The sequence below is a fragment of the Bacteroides clarus genome, assembly GCF_015555825.1.
GTDB classification, from domain to species: Bacteria; Bacteroidota; Bacteroidia; order Bacteroidales; family Bacteroidaceae; genus Bacteroides; species Bacteroides clarus.
Map to the genome: position 1 here is coordinate 433,477 of NZ_JADNLF010000001.1, position 20,711 is coordinate 454,187.

A 20,711-nucleotide genomic window follows, 5' to 3' on the forward strand; every position below is an offset into this window, starting at 1 on the left:
GGTTTGAAAATGTTCCGGTTATTTGGCTTTTTTAGGATATGCCGGACAGGAACATTTGCAGACCTTTACGAATGGAGGCCAGTCCGAAATCATCCGGATGCACGTCTTGTAAAGGAAGAAAGAAAACCTCCTCCGCATCGTCCATTGCTTCGAAATGCAGAGTATCGGCTACCGTACAGCGGAAAAACATATCCAGCGTATGTACGGGAAATCCTGAATAAATATAGATGTTCGGCAATGAAAACAGATATTCGGCTTGTGTCACTGTCATACCAGTCTCTTCTTTCACCTCACGCGCTACTCCTTCTTCGCCGGTTTCCGCCATGTCAATGAAACCGCCCGGCAAGTCCAGTGTTCCTTTGGCCGGTTCTTTAGCGCGGCGGCACACTAACAGTTCGTTCCGCTCATTCAGTATCAGGGCAACGGTAGCGGAAGAGGAATTGAAATAATAGACAAAGCCGCAATCCTTGCAGAATTTTGATTTTTCATTATGAATTTCGAAATGTTCCGAACCGCATTTCGGACAATATTTGAATTGAGAAAGAGGATGTTCCATATTATTTATAGTTTTAGTGGTTGCAGTAAGCAAAGATAGGAAATAAAATTGGTCACTTTCTATTGTTAATTATTATTTTATTTTTAATAGCATGGTGAGTATCTTATTTATTATTCATCTCTTTTTACAATAAGAGATGTTATAAAATGTGGCTCTTAGGTTTCTATTGCTGCTTAATGTTCTGTTACTATGAGAATATATTTTCTGCTTATTGTACTTATCTTTTTCTAAACTCAAATAAATTTTAATATTATGAAGAAAGTTTTTTTAATTATTTTAGTCTTATGCTCGACTTTTTCTGTCGTAGCGCAACAGTATGACACAGCTGTATCACCTTTGAAAGGTGAAAAATGGTGGGGTGGTTTGGTTGCGTTGGGTAGCCAAATGCCTTTTAGTTCAACAACAGAGTGGTATGATTTGGGAAGGAAGAACTTGAATAATCAGGTTGTTCCGTTGCTATTATCTTCTGAAGGACGTTATATCTGGAGCGAACAACCTTTTCGTTTTCGATTGCAGAATGATACATTGCTTCTTCATTCTGATTATGAAAAATTGAATGTCATTTCAGCAGGAAAAACATTAAAGGATGCTTATCTCAATGCTTCTGCCAATTATTTTCCGCCTTCGGGGAAGCTACCTGAAGAAATATTTTTTTCTAAACCACAGTATAACACATGGATTGAACTGATGTACAATCAAAATCAAGTTGATATAGAGAGATATGCTCAGGATATATTAGCAAATAATTTTCCGACAGGTATCTTTATGATAGATGATAATTGGCAAAAATATTATGGAAATTTTGATTTTAAGCAGGAAAAGTTTCCAGATCCGGCTGGTATGATTGAACGTCTGCATAAGCAAGGTTTTAAAGTTATGGTATGGATTTCTCCTTTTGTTTCTGCTGATAGTCCTGAATACAGATTTTTGGCTCAAAAAGGGTATCTGGTGAAAGAAAAAGATGGAGTTACTCCGGCTATGATATATTGGTGGAATGGTGTAAGCGCCTGTTATGATATGACAAATCCGGAAGCATCGGCTTATTTGGAAACACAGTTATGCAATGCTCAAAAGAAATATGGGATTGATGGCTATAAATTTGATGCAGGTGATGTCGCTCATTTTACAGATGAATATACTTTTTATGATTCGAATGCTAATGCGTGTACATTTTCTCAAAAATGGGCGGAATTAGGATTGAAATTCTCATATAATGAATTTAGAACGTCATATAAACTTGGTGGGCAACCTCTTGTACAACGTTTGGGAGATAAATCTTATTCGTGGAGTGCTTCTGCATTATTAATACCTGATATGGTGGCAGCGGGTCTATTAGGACATGCGTACACTTGTCCCGACATGATTGGCGGCGGTGAGTTTGGTTCATTCTTAGATATTGATACTGACAATTTCGATCAAGAGTTAATAGTTCGCTCGTGTCAGATTCATGCTTTTATGCCTATGATGCAATTTTCTGTTGCTCCTTGGCGCATACTGGACAGAGAGCATTTAGATATTTGTTGCAAGTTTGCCCGGTTTCACGAGCAAATGGGAAATTATCTTTTGCAAATGGCTGTTCATGCCTCTCAAACGGGTGAACCTATTGTAAGACATTTGGAATATGCATTTCCTCATCAGGGATTTACAGATTGTCATGACCAGTTTATGGTAGGAGATAAATATTTGGTGGCCCCGATGGTAACAAAAGGAACTTATCGAAAGGTGAAATTACCCAAAGGTGAATGGCGGGATGATATGGGTAAAAAGTTTAGAGGCCCGAAAACTATTGAAATAGAAGTTCCATTGGAACGTTTGCCATATTTTGAGAGGATCAAATAAGGTGTTTTTGTAAAACGGATAGAGCTATAAAACAAGCACAGTTTGTACTATTTTGATGGTACAAACTGTGCAACTAAATAGATTTATAAAAGGTTAGAGGAATTTGTAAAGAGAGTCTGTTTTTAATTTCTTTCAGCCTTGACAAATGCATGCCGATAACCCTGCACCTTATTCCAGTTACCTCGTGTAAAATCGGGGATTTCTACAGGAACTGAACCATTTTCTATAGAAAGTTTGGTTAAAGGGATAAGTGAACACCATTCGGCAAGGTCATAAACGTCCATGTCTAACGGTAATCCGTGATGTAGGCAATAAATTAATCTTGAGTCCATAATGAAGTCCATACCGCCGTGTCCACCTACTTCTTTAGCCTGTTCTTCCATTGTTTTAATAATAGGATCTTTATATTGATTCATTAACTGGCTTTTTATTTCTTCAGGCATATATTCATGGGCTGTAAATACTTGTTCTTTTGTAATTTCTTGAGGAAGATCTTTACTGTTCAGCGCATAACCCTCTACCGGATATTTGTCGGCAAATCCTTTGGTTCCTGTAAGTTGATATAGACGGCTATAAGGGCGTGGAGAGGCTACATTATGTTCTATTTGGATTGTTTTTCCTTTCTCTGTACGTATTAATGTCAGGGTGATTTCTCCATTTTGTAGTTTTTGAGCTTCTGTTCCTTTTCCATGTTCTTTTAGATATTCGGGTAGCGAAATAGGATCACTGTCCATTGCCACTAAGTATTTCATCCGGTCACCACGGTGAATATTTAATAACTGACAAGCTGGTCCCATGCCGTGGGTCGGGTATACATCTCCTCTGTTGTTGATGTTGTATTGCATACGCCAATCTGCATTGTAATCATCCCAATATTCTTGTAGACAGTGATTATAAGCTCCTTTTACGTGAGTGATTTCTCCAAATAAGCCTTGTTGTGCCATATTTAAAGTTGTGATCTCGAAAAAGTCGTATACACAGTTCTCAAGCATCATACAATGTTTGCGAGTACGTTCAGCTGTATCTATAGTTTTCCATATCTCTTCCATGTTCATGGCTGCAGGTACTTCGCATGCTACATGTTTTCCGTGTTCCATGGCATAGACCATCATGGGGGTATGGTGCAGCCAATCTGTAGCTATATAAATAAGGTCGATATCCGGTTGTTCACATACTTGTTTCCAAGCGTCTTCGCTTCCATAATATTCTGTCGCTTTGGGCATATTAGCGCGTAGTAACATTTGCTGGCAGGTGTCTACGTTCGCTTGGTGTAAATCACATAATGCTTTTACTTCGATCCCTTTTTGATAGGTGAAGCGTCGAATGGCTTCACTACCTCGTGAACCTAATCCGATAAACCCAATACGTACAGTTTCAATAGGTGGACAACTCAACCCGATAACATCTCGTTGGCCTGCAGGACGTTCGGGAGTAGATACAGTGACACATTGTGTATATGTGTCCTCATTATGCGTATCCATTGCGAGGAACAGACCTGCCACTATACAAGCGATAGCTAATATAATTAGCGGAATGTTTTTTTTCATGATAATAGAATTTGAGGATTAATGGTTAATAAATTTTGTTTTTTCTTCTTTAATATGCTCTAAGGTTCTTTTTTAAAAGAGCCTGTTGGCTGTTGGAATACTCACATATATATGAAAATAAAGTAATAATTAACAATTTGGTTTATATTCGTTGTTTAAGAGAATCCAAAAAGATATAGATTAGGAGATAAAAAGGCTTTTTTGCTTGGTAGATAATGTAGAATTATCTATATTTGAAAACTTCTTTTTCTAATGCTCCGGTTCTATATCCCCTGTTATTAAATTTACACAACTCACTATGTCTATTATAAAGCAGCTATTTCAGGAAGGAGGAAAGTATGGAAGAACACATGTTTTTCTCTAAGATACAACAAGGAGACACGGCTTCTTTTGAATGGTTGTACAAAAGGTATCACCCTAGAATGTATATGTTCTGCAAAGGAATTTTGCATGATGAGGATAAGGCGAAGGATCTTGTTCAGGAATGCTTTATCGCTTTTTGGGAGCATCGTACTCAAATTAACGCTCCGGAAGCAATAAGTGTTTATCTATTCCGTATTATGAAACACCTCTGTTTAAAACAAATTCGACGGGATTCACTACTCAATAATTTTTCTAATATGAATGAGGTGGCATTGAGAGAACTGGAACTCTCTCATTATACGCCGGAATGTAACATCTTGAATGACCTGTATTTCAAAGATCTAAGTGAAAAGTATCAAGAGGCACTTGATAAATTGCCTAGACAATGTCAGAATATTTTCAGAATGAACCGTAATGAAGGTATGAGAAGTGAAGAAATTGCCATAGCTTTGAACTTGTCTGTTCGTACTGTTGAAAATCAGTTATATAGAGGATTAAAACAAATCAAGAAGTCTATGCGGGATTATCTTCCAGTATTACTCCTCTTGTTAGTAAAGAACTTTTTAAAATAATGCTATGATGAACAGTATCAATAAAGATTATTTTATGAAATACTTGAAGAATGAACTTACTGATGATGAAACACGCCAGTTGGTTGCCTGGTTGCGTGAGAATAAAGAGAATCAGGAGTTTCTTTTTTCATTGAAAGACTCTTATCTATACTTAAATTACGAAAAAGATAAGAAAGAGGCTGATACAGAACATGAGTGGAAGCTGTTTTCGGAAAGAGTAGGCCTCTCTAAAAAAACTGTATCCTCAGGTAAACATTTCTCATTGAAATATATATGGACTTCTGCTGCTGTTATTCTTTTGTGTATTGTCGGTGGTTGGACGGCAGGGATGATATATGCGGGACTGGATGTACCACGAGGATTAGTTACTTTGGAAACAGAGATCGGACAACAAGCAAAAACAATCTTACCGGATGGTACCGCGGTGCTTTTGAATGCTTGTTCCAAACTGACTTATTCTTTAGAAGGTTGGAATGATACGCGTGATGTACGGTTGGAAGGTGAAGCGATTTTTGATGTAGTGCATAAAAAAGATCAACCCTTTTATGTGCATACCCGTAATTATAATGTTCGTGTATTAGGTACGAATTTTAATGTAATGGCGTATGGAAACGATCCGGAGGGAGTTGTTACATTGAAACATGGTAAAGTAGAAATAGGTGTCGCCGGAAGTAATAAGAATACGTTTCTTCAGCCGGGAGAGAGTTTTGTGTACGATAATCAGACCGGAACATATCAAGTGGAACAACGTTCATTGAAACATGTTTATGCCTGGGAGCATAAAGAGATTATTTTCGAAGGACATACATTGGAAGAAAAGAAAGAAGAACTTTCAAGGCATTTCGGATATAAATTTGAGATAGCTCCTGAATTACAAAAAATGAGTTATAAGGCTACATTACGTGATGAAAGTTTGAATGAATTTCTTGCCGCGTTAGACAGCATCACTCCACAAATGTCTTACTGTATTGATGTAAATCGAAAGATTGTAAAAGTAAAGAAGTTGAATTATGGAGAAGATTAAGACAGCTTTTATTGGTGTTGGATATAGAGGTAAACAGTTGTTACAACTTCTACAAACTTTTCCCGTTTTTGAAGTTGTGGCAGTTGCTGATCCGGGTATTGAAGGTGTTGATATATCAGGAGCTACCTGCTATAATGATGGAGACGATGATTATCTGAATATGCTTGATCGGCATAAGCCGGAGTTAGTGTTTGTTACCTCTCCTTGGCAATTTCATGTCCGCCATGCGGTACAGTGTGTGAAAAGACAGTGCCATGTTGCCTTGGAAATAAAAGGCGGACTGTATTTAGGCGAATACCAACCTCTGGTTGAGTTGGCAGAGCAAGGAAAATGTCGTGTTTATCCTTTGGAGAATACACTTTTTCGGAGAGATATATTGGCTATCTGTAATATGGTAAATGCCGGTCTGTTCGGAGAAATTATATATATGCGTGGCGGCTATCGGCATGACTTACGTGCTTTGCTGTTAGATGATGCTGGAAATATCGGGCACCGTGGGAAAACGGAGAGTGTTTGGAGAAGTAAGTTTTATCAGTGTGAAAATGGAGATCTTTATCCTACACATGGGTTGGCGCCTCTGTGTATGATTGCAGGCATTAATCGAACGGATTATTTTCAATCACTGATTTCTTTTGCTTCCAAGCCGGCCGGTTTATTGCAGCGGATCAAAGATTTACATGGGGATACGAGTGTGCGAATTACGATGGGAGATATTATTTCTACCCAGATAAAAACAGAAAAGGGTATTCTTATTTCACTGATTCATGATACGACTTTACCTCGTCCTCGTAGTTTGGATTTTGAAATACAAGGGACGAAGGCTATATGGCAGGGGGATAATTGCAGGATTTATGTGGAAAATGTCAGTCCGGATGAAACTTGGGAATCTGATTGTACTTATATTGAACATTATGAAAGCCTCTATTGGCAACAATGGGGTAAAGACGCTCTGCTGCACGACGCTCATCATCAGGGTATGGATTATATCATGTTGAGAGTGTTGGCAGAAGACTTACTGGGGAATCTTGTATATCCGGCTACACTGAATGATCTCGCTTTTTGGACTTCGGTATCTCCTTGGTCAAAGAAATCAATTGCTGAGAATCAAACGATTTTCTTTTAGTAAGAGCCTGGAAGTCTTGTGTACTAACTCATTAACTTAAAAAGGTCTGTCATCACTGACAGACCTTTTTAATGGTGCTATTTAAAGCATTGCTTATCATTAAAATACCTATTGAAGGGTATATCTTAGAGTAAATTTACTGCTACCGTTGGGAGTCACTATGCTTGGCTCACCTTCTGAAATGGTGATTCCCTCTTTTAAATCGACACTTATTTTGTAATAGCCTTCAGTGGTCGGTAAACTGAAGTGGGTTGGGTTTCCACTTAAGACGCTTGAATTGGCATCGAAGTTTTCATTGGGTAATTCCACTTTCGTATTACCGGTAGGATTGGTTAGAATAAATGCTATATCTCCCGCCCAGCTGAACACATAACAGGTTCCTTCATAAACGAAACTATCTCCTATGCGTACTAAAGGAAGTGCACTTTCTGGTTGCCAGCTTTGAGCGGTTCCACTTGCTGAGTGTGCCCAACTCCAACCGTACATATAGATTGCATCGGGGTATCCATTTGCCGGACGGGCATAAGAACTACCACTAAAAGCATCGATTTGGATAAAATATTTTCCGGTAGTGGCTGTTAGAGTCCAATTTGTATTACCGCCACCTGCAAATAGATCTTTATTCGGAGTACAAAGTGATAAATCTACAGTGTTAGATGTTATAGATTCTCCTTTGGTTAATTCCACTTCACCTTCATAGATATAATTTGTTCCACTCTTTAATTGTAATTGTGCCCCGACAAAGTCTATTCCGTTACTCATGACTACACCGTTTGCTTTTACTTGCTCATTGGTGAACTCAAGAGTCCGTTCGTTACTCATAACAGTAACTTTAGTGCATTCATCTTCTTCGAAATAAACACGAATCTCAAAGGCACCACCTGCAGTAACCGGGAAACTTTTACTGGCATCGTATGCAGAACCGCTTGCAATTTGATTTCCGTCCCATAATACAAATCTGTCTTCTCCGGCTTTCTTCAGCTGGAAAGTTCCTGCAGCTGTGGAACCCCACATTCCGGTTTCTACCTCTTCACCTTCAGGCGGGAACCAAGTGTAGTAGCGTAAATTTCCGCTTTCATATCCTTGCATACGCATTTTGGCTTTTTCCTCTTTGATTTCTCCATCTTGCCAATGGCCGGAAATTGTACCGAGGATATAATAACTATCTGTAGCAGGGAGAGCTGTCCAACCATGTCTGTCACCGAAAGTTAGTTCAAATGTCTTGGGGTTAAATGTAATTTTGCAAGAGGCTTCAATGTCGCCGCCTATTAGAATGGAGTCTTTTGCCATTGTTTGAATTTCTCCGTTGCTTGTACCCCAGTATAGCCCTGTGTTGGCAGGGGTAGGAGAGATAATACCCTTTACGTTGGCAGGAAAAGTTTCTTCAACCTCAAATACATCTCCGTTAGGCAATAACTCGACAACTGACTTATTGCCCAATAAGAGATACAATTTGTTGAAAGTCGGAACTTGTAATGAGGTTAAATCAAAACTTTGTATGGCCTTTCCGTCCCGGCTGTTTTCCAAAATCATTTCCACTTTGAAGTCTCCTATTTCAGCGTTTTTCGGAAGAGGAATGGAAAATGTTTCGTTCATCTGAAAACTTTGTCCAAGTAACATTTGCTCTTTACGATAAAGTTCTGTTTCATTTCCATCTTTTAAAAGGATAGTGTACATTTTGAGATTCTTTTCATCTGTTAATGTACCTGTAAGAGATACTTTATCTCCGTATGAGAGTCCGCTTTGCGGAGAAATCATAATATCCATTTCCGGTTTGGGTGCATTGTCTGCATTAGCCGGATTGTCGTCATCACAACCGTAAAAGAATAGCGGTAGAATACCTAATGATAATATAAAAAATCTTTTTAAAGACATAGTCATAATTTTTTAAAGGTTAAGCTTTAAGGAATATTTTATGGTCGTACATCCATTTGACAATCAATAGTACAATGGCTGATTGAAAACAAATGCCAACCAACGGATAATACACTCCGAGCCACTGTTCCAGTCCGAAAAACAGAGAATCGGATATACAGCGGAAATTTACAACTTCAAATAAGCAGTATGCAGCTATGGAATTCATTCCATAATATTTGAGCCAGCCTATTCCGTACTTCCAGCCTTTGATGTCTATTAAATAATAAAAGATACCCATAAGCAAGAAGCAAACACCACCATAAAAGAGTGTCATGGAACTACTCCATATATGTTTGATAATTGGGAATATAGGATCCATCAGCAGAGCTGTGATTACAAGTGCTGTACCTGTTATGAGTAGTATTTTCAGACGTTGGATAGGCTCTTTCTGAAGTCTTAGTATATGACCGGCAAAGCTTCCGAGCATTACAGTCACAATGAAGTTTAAGCTACTTAATATCCATGTGTAGTGATAAGATGCAGTAAAACTCCATGTGTCGTCTGTCCAGATAACTCCATCACGTAGTGCTCCTAATACATATCGGTCTATTTCTTCTGCAATATTGGTTCCCGGTTCATAATTCATCTTACCTGCTGTGGCAAAAATCAGCAGGTAAGTGACGAAACACAGAATCGTAATACCAATTTGTGTACGGAAAGAACACCAGATATAGAGCAAGGCTGCCACTACGTAACCTACGGCAATGGCCTGAAGTGTATTTGCAAAAATATGAAACTGCCTGATGTCTAATGCTAATAAATTACCTTGCACCACCCAGCCTAATAAAAACAAAATAAAGAAACGTTTGAGGAGTCGTAAATAGAAATGATGGTCTACTATATCTCCTTGTTTGTATCTTGACATGGCAAATGGAATAGTAATGCCGGACATAAACATGAACAGAGGCATAATCAAATCCCAAAATGCAACACCTTGCCATTCTACATGAGTGAATTGATTAGTAATAGGAGCCAATGCCGGACTATTTTCTATTTCTAACCAAGTTATGAGGATGGGTTGAAACATCAAGAGGCAAAATAGGTCGAAGCCTCTTAGAAGGTCTAGGGAAGCCAGACGTTTATTAGCAGTTGCCATAAGGTTATTTCTTTAAAGTAAATTTAATGGATGATTGGCTTGCCGGCAGATCGGAAGATGCGCTTACCTGAATATCTATATTCAAGTCATTATATCCGGTTTCTGCTTCCCAACAATCCTTGTTTCCTAATCTGATTGCGTATTCCGGGCGGTCATGTATGCTGTCCTCCGGATCCGGAAGATATAGATACAGTTTGTAATCACCGACTGCCAAATCTGTCGGTAATGCGACTTTTGCATTTATAGTTGCACTTTTGTAAGGTTGCCATTTGCGGGGATCATCCGGTAAAGAAGCTACATAAGTGGTCTTTCCGTCTTTAGAGCGTAAGATTAATTCAACTTTTCTTGGATTGAACGGAGGAGCATAACCTAAGTTTTGTAGTGTGATGTTTGCATATAGTTCACTACCCGGAGCATGTTTTTCGGAGAATTCCCCTTTTTGCAGAACAAGCCGATAGCCCATTTCACGGATGATTCCGTCCATACATCCACCTGTAATCCAGGTATCATTAACTCCTTTATAATAATCTTCATTAAGATAAGACCAGCGGAGGTTACGCATTTCAGCTTGTGCTTTTTCACAGTCGGCGGGATCTACACCGTCAGGCGGACAAGTTTCTCCACCTATAGGTACATACAGTCCTTCTGTATTTAAATAGCTTTTGTCAACGGCTGCGTCTGTATAAGTTCCGTAATCATCTGCGCTTGCCATAAAACAATCATTATGGTGTCCGATGCGGGCCACAGCTTTGTTGCTGAATGCGTCTTCTGCTTGGATGGCTGTTTTTACTCCTACATAGTTGCGTTTGTAATTAGGAGTTCTTACTTGTACGGTACGTTCTGCCGGTAATACTTCCAATATTTTGTCTATAATGGTTTTGCGGGCGGCATCGTTATTCAAATTATTGGTTGTATAGTACCATTCTCCCCATGAACCGATAAAACCGGCTTGCAGTACAGCTATCACATCTTTATTCTCTTGGAGAATGGGTTTAAGTTGGTCAAGATGTTGCAAAATGACAGAAAGCGGTGCATCCGGTTCATCCATGGCTATTGAATAGGCAAAACGAAGAATTATCTTTATTCCTGCTTTACGGGCTACTCCCATGTCTTGCTTAATTTGCGAGAGGAATGCGTCGCTGATCGGTACATTCTTAAAATCTTTCAAATAGTAAAGACGATAAATAAGTGAGGCATTATTCTGTCTGTATTCACGTAATGCCTGTTCGGAAAGAGCAGGCGTACCTTTACTGTCAGTGTATTTATAAAAACCACGTTCCGGATTCGGAAACAAATCATTCGCAGATATGTAACTTACTGTTTTTACAGGACCAATCACGGTTTCATTACCGTCACTGTCGGAACCGTTGTCATCGGTGTTCGAATGGTTATCACCACCGCATGCCGTCATGCCTAAAATAAATAGAAAAGGCAATAAGGCTATTAAACTGCTTTTTTTCAGGATTCTATTTGTCATAGCCGGGGTTTTGTTTAACTTGTCCTTTACCGTCTGTTATTACGGAAAGAGGCAATGGGTATAGTTCTTTATATTTGTTAGCATAAGGAGTTTGAGTAACGTCAATGGCGCGTTGTACAAACTTGTCGTGACGAATCAGATCGGCACGGTATTGACCGTTCTCACACCAGAATTCATGGCTTCTTTCCGTAAGAATACAGTCTATAAACTTTTCTTGAGTATTGACATCATCCATTTTTAAGTCTTTAAGTTTGGCACGTGCACGCACTTTATTAACGTAGCTCAGCGCTTCAGTATAATCACTTGCACTTGCCCCAGGTTTCATAACAAGAGCTTCTGCCAATGAAAGATAAACGTCTGCATAGCGATAAATGATAACATCAATATCAGAGTAGCCGCCAGAACCTAGAACAGCCGGGTCATATCCTATCTTCAACGGAATAGGACCGGTTGCAAGAGGAGAGTTAGGTGTATTTCTGTCTATCACTTCTCCGGCTGCATTGGTGTAATGGTCTAATAGGTAAGTTTTCCGGGTGTCACTTGGTTCAAATGTATCATAAAACCACCATGTACTGGTGCAAATACCCCAACCGGCTCCCATACCATTTTGATTGAAATCTGTGGGAAGGGCTCCCATATGCCATTGATTCATATTAGGGCCTTCGCCGGAAGAAGGAATTGCCCATATAATTTCTTTATTGGCACTGCCTTGTCCGCCAAGCTCAAACATGGCAGGATAGTCGCTCATTAATTGATAGCCATATTTGGAATCCATTAATTCACGAGCCAAGGTCTCTACTTTAGTATAATATTCTTTATTATTCACTGTTTCATGCAGGTAAAGGCGAATAAGCAACATTTTCGCTAATCCTTTACTGAACTTACCGTACTCCGTAGCTCCGGGATAAGGAAGATAGTCTGCTGCAAATAGCAAGTCATCTTCAATGAATTTAATCATTTCGTCATGAGACAGACGTGGCAGAGGAGCTTCTTCCAGCGGATTTAGTAAGACCTCAATCGGTGCAATTACCAAAGGGCCGTACATATCGAATAGAATGTAAGAAAGCATACCGCGTGCACATCTTACTTCTGCTCCATATCTGGCTTTTAGCTCGTCAGACAATGCGCTTTTTTCAATTTGGTCAAGAACAAGTGTACAACGGCTGATTTTGTTGGCAAATCCGTAGGGTTCTTTGTTCTCGTAATAAAAGAATGTTACTCCTTCGGTTTCCGGAAAGAAGTTTAGCAACGAACAATCATAGGCTGTTCCCCATGTCTGGGTCAGGATTTCTGTAGTCGCATCATTAACGAACATGACTCCGCGTTCTGAAGGAGAATGTATACCATCCCACCAGTTACCACGGAGCGGATAGTAACAGGACAGTACTAAGGCTTTTAGATCTTCCTCGCTTTGGGGGAAGTTAGAAGGATTGATCTCGGAATAATCTACAGGATCGAGATCAACACAACTGCTCAGACATGTACATATAAATACAATGGCTGCAAGATATGTTTTAATGTATCGTTTCATAATATTGTGTTTTGACGTTAGGAATATCAGAATGAGATATCAACTCCAAAGCTGAATGTTCTCGCATTAGGATATGAAGCGGTGTAATAATCCGTTTCAGGATCTAAACCATCATATGGAGTGATGGTAAAAGCATTGTTGACACTGGCATGTATGCGGAGGTTGGAGATAACTTTGGTTTTTGCCAGTAAATGTTTTGGCAGTGTATACCCTAAAGTGATGTTTTGCATACGAATAAACCATGCTTTTTGGTAGTAGAAGTCACCGGAACTATAAGTGTTTTCCCAGCCTTGGAACGTACTAGGATTGGTTGTGGATGGATTGTCCCAAGTCCAGCGGTCTTTAACAGAGCGGAGAGCATTCAAGCCATATCGTGCAATACCGTCACCGGATATTCCATATTCCATGGCGGTAGGGTCTTCCATTATACGGTCGAACATTCCATTTAGATGGAAGCTGAGGTCGAAATCTTTATATTTAAAAGTATTTGTCATACCTGCTAACCAGCCGGGGTCACTGGTACCGATTAATTCCATATCGGCATCATCAATGATATTATCGGGGTGCCCTAATAGTTGGAAACGGCCGTTTTCATCCACTACCGGGTCACCGTTTGCATCACGTACATAACCATTGATATCTTTGATTACCAATTGTCCCGGAACCAACAGAGGTTGTGCATCAGGTACTTTTTCGCCTATTTGCAGAATGTGGTCGGCGCGGCGAGAGTAGATGGCTCTGATGGGCGCATCATATTGTTCGTATACGGCTGGTTTCCAATCCGGAGTACGTTCTTTCCAGCGGTCTTTGTATTTTGTAAAAGTAAGGTCGGTAGACCAGAAGAAGTCTTTCGTAACAATATTTTTAGTATTCAATGTTACTTCTACACCGGTGCTTTGTGTTTTTCCGATATTTGCAATAACTTGGGTTATGGTTTGATAGGAATTCAAAGGTTTATAGTTCAGAAGGTCTGAGATAACCTTATAATAATATTCTACCGAACCACTGATACGGCTGTTGAAGAAACCGAAATCAAGTCCTACGTTCCATTCGGTGGTAGTTTCCCATTTTAGGTCAGGATTTTCAAGACGGCCTTGGAATACACCTATTTGCTTGGACTTATCTTCCTTGTTATAAGCCTCTTGAGCATAATAGCTTGCAAAAGCATTAGTGCTGATGTCTGCATTACCGGTTTGTCCCCAACTGAGTCTCAGTTTCAGCATACTCAACCAATCGGTAGTTTTCTTCATGAAGTTTTCTTCACTGATAGTCCATCCTAAAGCAACAGAAGGAAAATATCCCCATTTGTGGTTTTTTGCGAATACACTGGCGCCGTCAGAGCGCAAAGTGGCTGTTAACAAATAGCGGTCTTTTAAAATGTAATTGGCACGGAAGAAGTAAGAAAGCATCTTATTTTCCGAGCTGCCTGAGCCTACAATTTTGTTTCCTGCACCGGCGCCGAGATTATTGTAAATAAATCCGTCTGTCAGAAAGTTATTGTTGCCGGCATTCACTCCTTCATAATTGAACTGCTCATAAGAAGTTCCTGCCAGTAAATTGACTTTATGGATTTTTGCGAAAGTTTTCAGATAAGTTGCTGTGGCTTCAAGCAAATACTGATTGTTGTCCATGCTGTATACGCTGGCTACTCCTTGCAGGTTATATCCGTTTAATGTACTTTTGGGTTGATACGTTTTTCTGCTTTGTGCTGCACGGTCTATACCCGCATTAACGCGTAATGTCAGTCCGTCCAACGGGCGGGCTTCAATGAAGATATTCCCTAATAAGCGATCTGTATTACCCCGGTCGACATTATTCAATAATGAATAAGGATTAGGACGTGTACCAACCAGCGGGTTGGTCGGATATTTACCGGTTGCAGGGTCATAGGCTTGGATTTGAGGACCCATTTCGACTGCAGAACGAATCAGACCTGAGTTTTCCCATTTGTCCGAACCAAGCTGCGTATTGTCATTGATAATTCGGGTCATGGTAAGATTTAATCCGGCTTTAAATATGTTCAGGAACTCTTGGTCAATATTGGCTTTCATTGTGTAGCGGGTCATTCCCGAGTTACGTATGATACCTTCATGGTTGAAATAGTTGAATGACAACATATATTGGGTACCCTGACTTCCACCTTGCAGATTGATGTTATGTTCTTGGATGTGCCCGTTGCGGGTGACTAATCCTAACCAATCTGTACCAGCTCCGGCATTGGCTATTTCCTGTTCCGTATATGGGCGGCTGTATTTGATACCGTTGACAGGCGACGCTAATGCTTCTTCCAAAGATTTACTACCCCAGGGAGCTACTTTGTTATTCCACACCCATAGTTCCCAAGTCGTTCTGTTTTTTTCTTCCATCCATTCCGGCAGTGAAAGCAAATCATAGGTATCTGAATACTTCTGGTAAGAATAGTTATAAGAGTAGCTGACCTTTGCTTTTCCTTCCTTTCCTCGTTTGGTAGTAATGATTACTACACCGTTGGCCGCACGTGCTCCATAGATAGATGTCGCACTGGCGTCTTTCAGGACTTCGATGGACTCTACGTCATTAGGGTTCAGAAAGTTGAGTACACCTTGCGTACCCGGATCCATTTTGCGGTCCGAAGAAGCTATTTGGTCTAATTTGGCTATTGGAAATCCGTCTACAATATATAGCGGGTCGTTATTGGCATTGATGGAACCGGCACCACGTACAAGAATATCAAGACCGCCACCAGGCTGAGCGCTGTTTTGACGAACATATAAACCTGCTGCTTTTCCCTCCAAGGCATGACCGATAGAAGATACGCCGGTAAGACCCATTTCGTCTGCTTTTACAGTTGAAATGGCTCCTGTTAAGTCTCTCTTCTTTACGGTACCATAACCAACCACCACAACAGCGTCAAGCATATTGGCATCCTCTTTAAGGACTATTCTTTGCCAGTTATTATTTTTCAATGAAATTTCTTGTGGCACGTAGCCTACATAGGTAACAACAATAGCATCGCTATTATTGGGAAGCACTAAACGGTAGTTACCGTCTATATTGGTTACGGTACCTACGGCTTTTCCTTTAACCTGAATGCTGACTCCTATCATAGGACTCCCGTCTTCTCCTATCACGTTTCCGCTGATTTCATGAGGAAGCGCTTTCCCTTTTTGAGGCTTTTGGCTTTCATGCTTTTTCAGAAGGATTTTCTTGTTAGCGATTGTGTAGGTAAGGTTTGTACCGCCCAAGACTCTATCCAGCACTACTTTTATATCTTGATTCTGCGCTTTCACATTGACAAGCCGATCTACGTCTACGCTTTGTTCTTCGAAGAAGAATTTGTAGTCTGTTTGTTGTTCTACCTGTTTGATAAAGGTAGAGAAAGGCTGATTCGTTAGATTGAGAGTAACTGCTTTTTGGGCATACATAGGTAAGGATGCCCATCCACCAAATAGAAGCAATAGGCTTAAACATAGTCTTCGTATCAGACTTGTTGATATAAGCCGCTCCTTTCGTGCTCTTTTCATACACATAGAATTTTAATTGTTTAACTAAGGTTTTAAAGTAATCTCGTTATATTATTTAAAGAGGCGGTTGAACAAAAAAATACTCATATTTTTTTTGTGTTGTAAAACATATAGTAGCGATTGGGGATGTTGAGGTATGTTAAAATGGCGATTGGATAATAGAGCCTGCACCCAATGTGATTTTATACATCGGATACAGGCTTTTTTACAGAAATCTTAATTTATGTACATCTGTAATTTCACGGATTTTTATCCCAACGGATTTTCTTCTTCTCCGCTATTGCCACCGCCGCCATTGTTGCCGTTGCCCGCCGTAATGTCCTCGCCGTTAGTTGAGATACGTGTCACGCCGGAACCCTTTATCATATCTTTCAGTCTTTTCCCCGGAGTGAGAATAAGTTTCTGTCGGTAAATGCTGTCGGCGGTTACGTTTTTGGCTTCAGTCTGGCTTTTACAGTTCAGTCCCGGACGGATAGTGCCGAAATCTCCTAATTTTACGGTTGCTCCAAGACTGACGTAAGTGCTGAGCGCATCAATCAGTCCGTCCATAACCATTTTTACTACGCCGCGCGGAGCCATACCTTCTTTCGTAACTTGGTCGCACAATTTATCGTAGCTGATTTCTCCCACAGAGAACGAAGCGGCTACATACTTTTCAGACTTGGTTTCATCAAAACCGAAAACTCTTTTTTTAATTACATAACGGAATGCCATAATCTTTTTTGTTTTTAATGGTTGTTACTTCGAAATTCTATATCTTTGTGATCACAGTGCGAAGTTACAACATGCCAAAACGGACAGGTGCTTTAAATGTACTTAGATAGTCGCATTTGTATTCATAAAGTCTTATAAAAGTCTGTATAGCACTTTAATTACCAACTGATTATAACTTTCTGAAAAATAATTTAGGAGATAGCATAAATAAATCGCTTCATGGAGAATTTTGCCGCTATAGATTTTGAAACGGCCAATGAGCAACGTACCAGTGTATGCAGTGTCGGTGTCGTCATTGTGCGGGATGGAGAAATTGTAGACAACTATTACAGTCTGATTCGTCCCGAACCGGAATATTATACTTATTGGAATACGCGTGTACATGGTCTGACTCTGGCAGATACGGCCTGTGCACCTATTTTCCCGACAGTATGGCAGGAAATCGCGCCTCGTATCGAGGGACTGACATTAGTGGCACATAACAAAGCGTTCGATGAAAGTTGCCTGAAAGCGGTATTTCGTACTTATGGCATGGATTATCCCGACTATGATTTCCGTTGCACTTTACAGGCGTCACGCCGTGCCATTAAAGGACTTCCCGATTATCAACTGCATACGGTAGCGGCATGGTGCGGTTACCGGTTAGAGCAACACCACCATGCGCTGGCCGATGCGGAAGCCTGTGCCTGGATAGCCAGGCAGGTAATATCTGTTTAGCGCAGAAACTCGTAATGACCGGCGGTACCTTCAAAAGAAAGAATACCGTCGTCCGAACGAACCTCCATGGCGGGGATATACACTTTCCCGTCTTTCTTTATTTGCCATGTTCCCGGAATGAGGTCGGTGATGACGAATTTCATGGTAGCGTTTCCGTCCACTGTCATATCGACTTTGCCGGACAAAGGCCGGCTGTCTTTGCTGAAGGTAACGACCCGGTCGGCTATCTGTACGCCTACCACTTTCTCCGCGTCAATGCGTTTCACGTTATTCATCTGTTTGCAAGTGTTGTCCGCAACCTGTATTACGTTCAAGAAGTAGTTTTCGGTGGCGGGAGCGGCCGGAGATACTTCCACACGCCATGCTCCTCGTTCGTTGGCGTCATCGGGGCGGTTGGGCAGTGCGTCATTCGGATAGTTGGTCCCGAATACCCAGAACTCTTTTCCTTTGCCGCCGACTTTTTCTATTTGGGCATTTCCCGTTTCGGGCAACAATACGTGGTTTTGCAACATTCCCGTATCGCCGTTCTTCGTGCGCCGAACAGTGAAGCGGTTTCCTTCTATTACAGGTTCTTCAATACTGTGCAATAGCCAGAACTTCTTGAATTGCGGGTCGGAAGATACTACCTTGTCAAATACGATCAGCGCGCCGGGGACCTCGGCAGCGTGCAGATTCAGGAAAACGAAAGAGCGTTTGGCCTCTTTTACTTTCTCTGTATAGGCTTGAGTGATGTCGCCTTTCAGATAGGAATAGTCGGGCTTATAGGCGTCGGGTCCGAATCCGTGTCCCAGGACTTTACCGGTAGTATATTCCTTGCTTAACAGTTGCTTGAATGAGCGGCAGGTTTCCCAACGGTCGCCGGGCATACGTTGTCCGCCGTCATTGGCTGCAAATTCGGTCTTGCCGCCTCCGCCATAGTTCCAGCAGGCGAATTTCTCGTCGGGATTATATACCAGCAGAGAATTATGCGCGATGGTACGTTTGAAGAAATTCTTGTTGTGCGGGCTGTTATATCCGCCGGAGCTTCCCTGATAGGCTCCCGCATCGATAGCCAGAGGGCCTCTGTAATACAATTGGAAAGAACCGCCGTCCATATGCTGGTGGTTACCGACAAACTGTTCGTTTATTTTCATTTCGGCAATCACACTGTTCTTGTCCCATGCCGTACGGGCTATCATCCAGCCGAACGGACTTCCCGAGTAGCGTGTCAGCGGTAAGTCATCGGGTGCTTTGGCTTTCAAATCGAAGTCTCTCCACAGGATGTCGAAGATGAGACAGTGGCGTTCGATGTTGGGCTTGCGTTCGTATTCGTATGCCAGATAGCTGTCTTTGTAGAAACTGGACGCCAGCATGGCGGGCAGCGAATAGGACGGTGTGTTTTTCCTGATGGGATTGGTGTCGCCGGCCGGCATTACTTGTCCGTCGGGACGGCGGCGATAGAGGAAGTCATACAGAACGAACTGCTGTGCCGGGCTGTATATGGCCCCTGCACCCATACGCTGCAGAATCCAGAGAGAGAAGAGGTCATTGCTGAAACGTACGTTTACGTAGCTTGTTCCCTGATGATAGTTGTGTCCGGAGTAGATGTAGTTTCTTACCGGCAGATAATCCTTGAACATCATCTTTATTACGTAGTTGTACATATCCGGATATTCGTCGTAGATGGCTATGCCGGCGGAAAGCATATCCCGCAGTATCATCCATTCGCTGGAATGTCCGGCAATCGGTTCGTTATTGCGGGGCGGATAACCGCATTCCATTGTTTTGGCTATGCGGATGAACGATTCGATATAAGCTTTTTTCTCAGACTCTTTCATTTGGTCGTAGCACCAGTCGTATACCATTGCGCCGCAGGTCAGCATCACACCGCTGGCGCGTGACAGGTCTCCCTTTGTTCCATAATTGACGTTCTGAAGTGTGTCCAGCATGGCGGTAATGGCGCTTCTGGCTTGTTTCTTATCACCGTATACCAGGTAGTCGAGCGCTTGCACCTGTACGCGGCTGGTTACGCCACGCATTTCGAAATAGTAACGGAAACCTCTGTCCTTAACTTTCGCTTCTTCTTCGGGCGTACGGTCTTTGCCTAATTTTGTCAGGGTAGCCAGAACTTCCTTTACGTGCGGATGGTTCATCCGTTTCTTTAAATCCGGCAAATCGGCGGAACGTACATAAAGCCGGGGATGTACTTGCGGTGGAACGGGCACTGTGACATCTTCCATCTTCTCCCAGGTGACTTCTGTCCGGCTTTGTTGGGCATTGCTTTTCAGACAGAAAATGCAGAGGAAAAGACTCGTGATAAATAGAATACTTTTTTTCATGTTTTTTCGTTTGGTATATTAATAAGTAGTTGTTTGTCTATCCGTTTCAGTGGGGCAGACTGCACTTAATCCTCTGTAAATGTAAAGCAAAAATAATTATTTATATAGCCTTTGAATGAACAAAACGCCTTTGGTCTTTCATTTTTAGACATAAGTGATATAGGATGGAACATTATTGATATCACGTGCTTTCCGGTTTGGACATCATGTTGAATAAATTAAATCTCGGATTCGCGGGATTTATGCATTCCTATCGGATTTATTAGTATCTTTGACACCGAATGCTAATTCGTTAAACAGCCGTTGCCCGTTCGTTAGACAACTGTCTAACGAACGGGCAACGGCTGTTTAACGCAAGGATGACATCTGTCTGACGAATTATGGTTGGCGATGCGGTTTCTTGCTGTTTATAAA

General features: G+C 41.2%; 14 protein-coding genes. 5 read left to right on the top strand and 9 right to left on the bottom strand.

Annotated features, from left to right (window positions below):
* Positions 1-31: 31 nt before the first annotated feature.
* On the bottom strand, positions 32-556 hold the full coding sequence (locus tag I2F54_RS01740) for an NUDIX hydrolase (RefSeq protein WP_195500378.1): 525 nt from the start codon (positions 554-556) through the stop codon (positions 32-34).
* A gap of 252 nt (positions 557-808) precedes the next feature.
* Between I2F54_RS01740 and I2F54_RS01745 the strand changes: the two genes are divergently transcribed.
* Positions 809-2,395, top strand: a complete 1,587-nt coding sequence (locus tag I2F54_RS01745; RefSeq protein WP_087412104.1) for a glycoside hydrolase family 31 protein — start codon at positions 809-811, stop codon at positions 2,393-2,395.
* A 122-nt stretch (positions 2,396-2,517) separates the two neighbouring features.
* Here I2F54_RS01745 and I2F54_RS01750 read toward each other — a convergent pair whose 3' ends face one another.
* Positions 2,518-3,942, bottom strand: coding sequence for a Gfo/Idh/MocA family protein (locus I2F54_RS01750; protein ID WP_195500379.1), 1,425 nt, complete (start codon positions 3,940-3,942; stop codon positions 2,518-2,520).
* Positions 3,943-4,280: 338 nt separating this feature from the next.
* On the opposite strand from I2F54_RS01750, the gene I2F54_RS01755 reads away from it, so the two are divergent.
* The 3 genes from I2F54_RS01755 to I2F54_RS01765 are packed head-to-tail and all read left to right on the top strand — an operon-like array spanning position 4,281 to position 7,024.
* Positions 4,281-4,877: an RNA polymerase sigma-70 factor gene (locus tag I2F54_RS01755; protein ID WP_087412102.1), complete on the top strand. Its 597-nt coding sequence runs from the start codon at positions 4,281-4,283 to the stop codon at positions 4,875-4,877.
* A gap of 34 nt (positions 4,878-4,911) precedes the next feature.
* Positions 4,912-5,901, top strand: a complete 990-nt coding sequence (locus I2F54_RS01760) for a FecR family protein (RefSeq protein ID WP_229097112.1) — start codon at positions 4,912-4,914, stop codon at positions 5,899-5,901.
* Positions 5,888-7,024, top strand: coding sequence for a Gfo/Idh/MocA family protein (locus tag I2F54_RS01765; protein WP_195500380.1), 1,137 nt, complete (start codon positions 5,888-5,890; stop codon positions 7,022-7,024). Before I2F54_RS01760 ends, I2F54_RS01765 begins: the two co-directional genes overlap by 14 nt.
* Before the next feature lie 108 nt (positions 7,025-7,132).
* On the opposite strand, the gene I2F54_RS01770 is transcribed toward I2F54_RS01765, so the two are convergent.
* From I2F54_RS01770 to I2F54_RS01795, 6 genes are all read right to left on the bottom strand, one after another.
* Positions 7,133-8,899 (bottom strand): cadherin repeat domain-containing protein, encoded by a 1,767-nt coding sequence (locus I2F54_RS01770; protein ID WP_195500381.1) that lies wholly within the window; start codon positions 8,897-8,899, stop codon positions 7,133-7,135.
* A 19-nt stretch (positions 8,900-8,918) separates the two neighbouring features.
* Complete coding sequence (locus tag I2F54_RS01775; RefSeq protein ID WP_195500382.1) at positions 8,919-10,037, bottom strand: acyltransferase family protein; 1,119 nt, start codon at positions 10,035-10,037, stop codon at positions 8,919-8,921.
* A 4-nt stretch (positions 10,038-10,041) separates the two neighbouring features.
* Positions 10,042-11,514 (bottom strand): DUF4832 domain-containing protein, encoded by a 1,473-nt coding sequence (locus tag I2F54_RS01780; RefSeq protein WP_229097113.1) that lies wholly within the window; start codon positions 11,512-11,514, stop codon positions 10,042-10,044.
* Positions 11,504-13,045, bottom strand: coding sequence for a RagB/SusD family nutrient uptake outer membrane protein (locus I2F54_RS01785; protein WP_195500383.1), 1,542 nt, complete (start codon positions 13,043-13,045; stop codon positions 11,504-11,506). The genes I2F54_RS01780 and I2F54_RS01785 overlap by 11 nt, the downstream gene beginning before the upstream one ends.
* Before the next feature lie 26 nt (positions 13,046-13,071).
* Positions 13,072-16,548 carry a TonB-dependent receptor gene (locus I2F54_RS01790; protein WP_087412098.1) on the bottom strand — a complete coding sequence of 1,159 codons (3,477 nt, stop codon included), beginning with the start codon at positions 16,546-16,548 and terminating at the stop codon, positions 13,072-13,074.
* Between the two features lie 249 nt (positions 16,549-16,797).
* Positions 16,798-17,262, bottom strand: coding sequence for an HU family DNA-binding protein (locus I2F54_RS01795; protein WP_009122178.1), 465 nt, complete (start codon positions 17,260-17,262; stop codon positions 16,798-16,800).
* Between the two features lie 219 nt (positions 17,263-17,481).
* Here I2F54_RS01795 and I2F54_RS01800 point away from each other — a divergent pair, with 219 nt between their 5' ends.
* Entirely contained in the window at positions 17,482-17,979 is a 498-nt protein-coding gene (locus I2F54_RS01800; RefSeq protein ID WP_195500384.1) for a 3'-5' exonuclease, read from the top strand.
* Here I2F54_RS01800 and hepB read toward each other — a convergent pair.
* A complete protein-coding gene (gene hepB, locus I2F54_RS01805) occupies positions 17,976-20,297 on the bottom strand; it encodes a heparin/heparin-sulfate lyase HepB (RefSeq protein ID WP_195500385.1) in 2,322 nt (773 codons plus the stop codon). The genes I2F54_RS01800 and hepB overlap by 4 nt on opposite strands.
* Between the last annotated feature and the right edge of the window lie 414 nt (positions 20,298-20,711).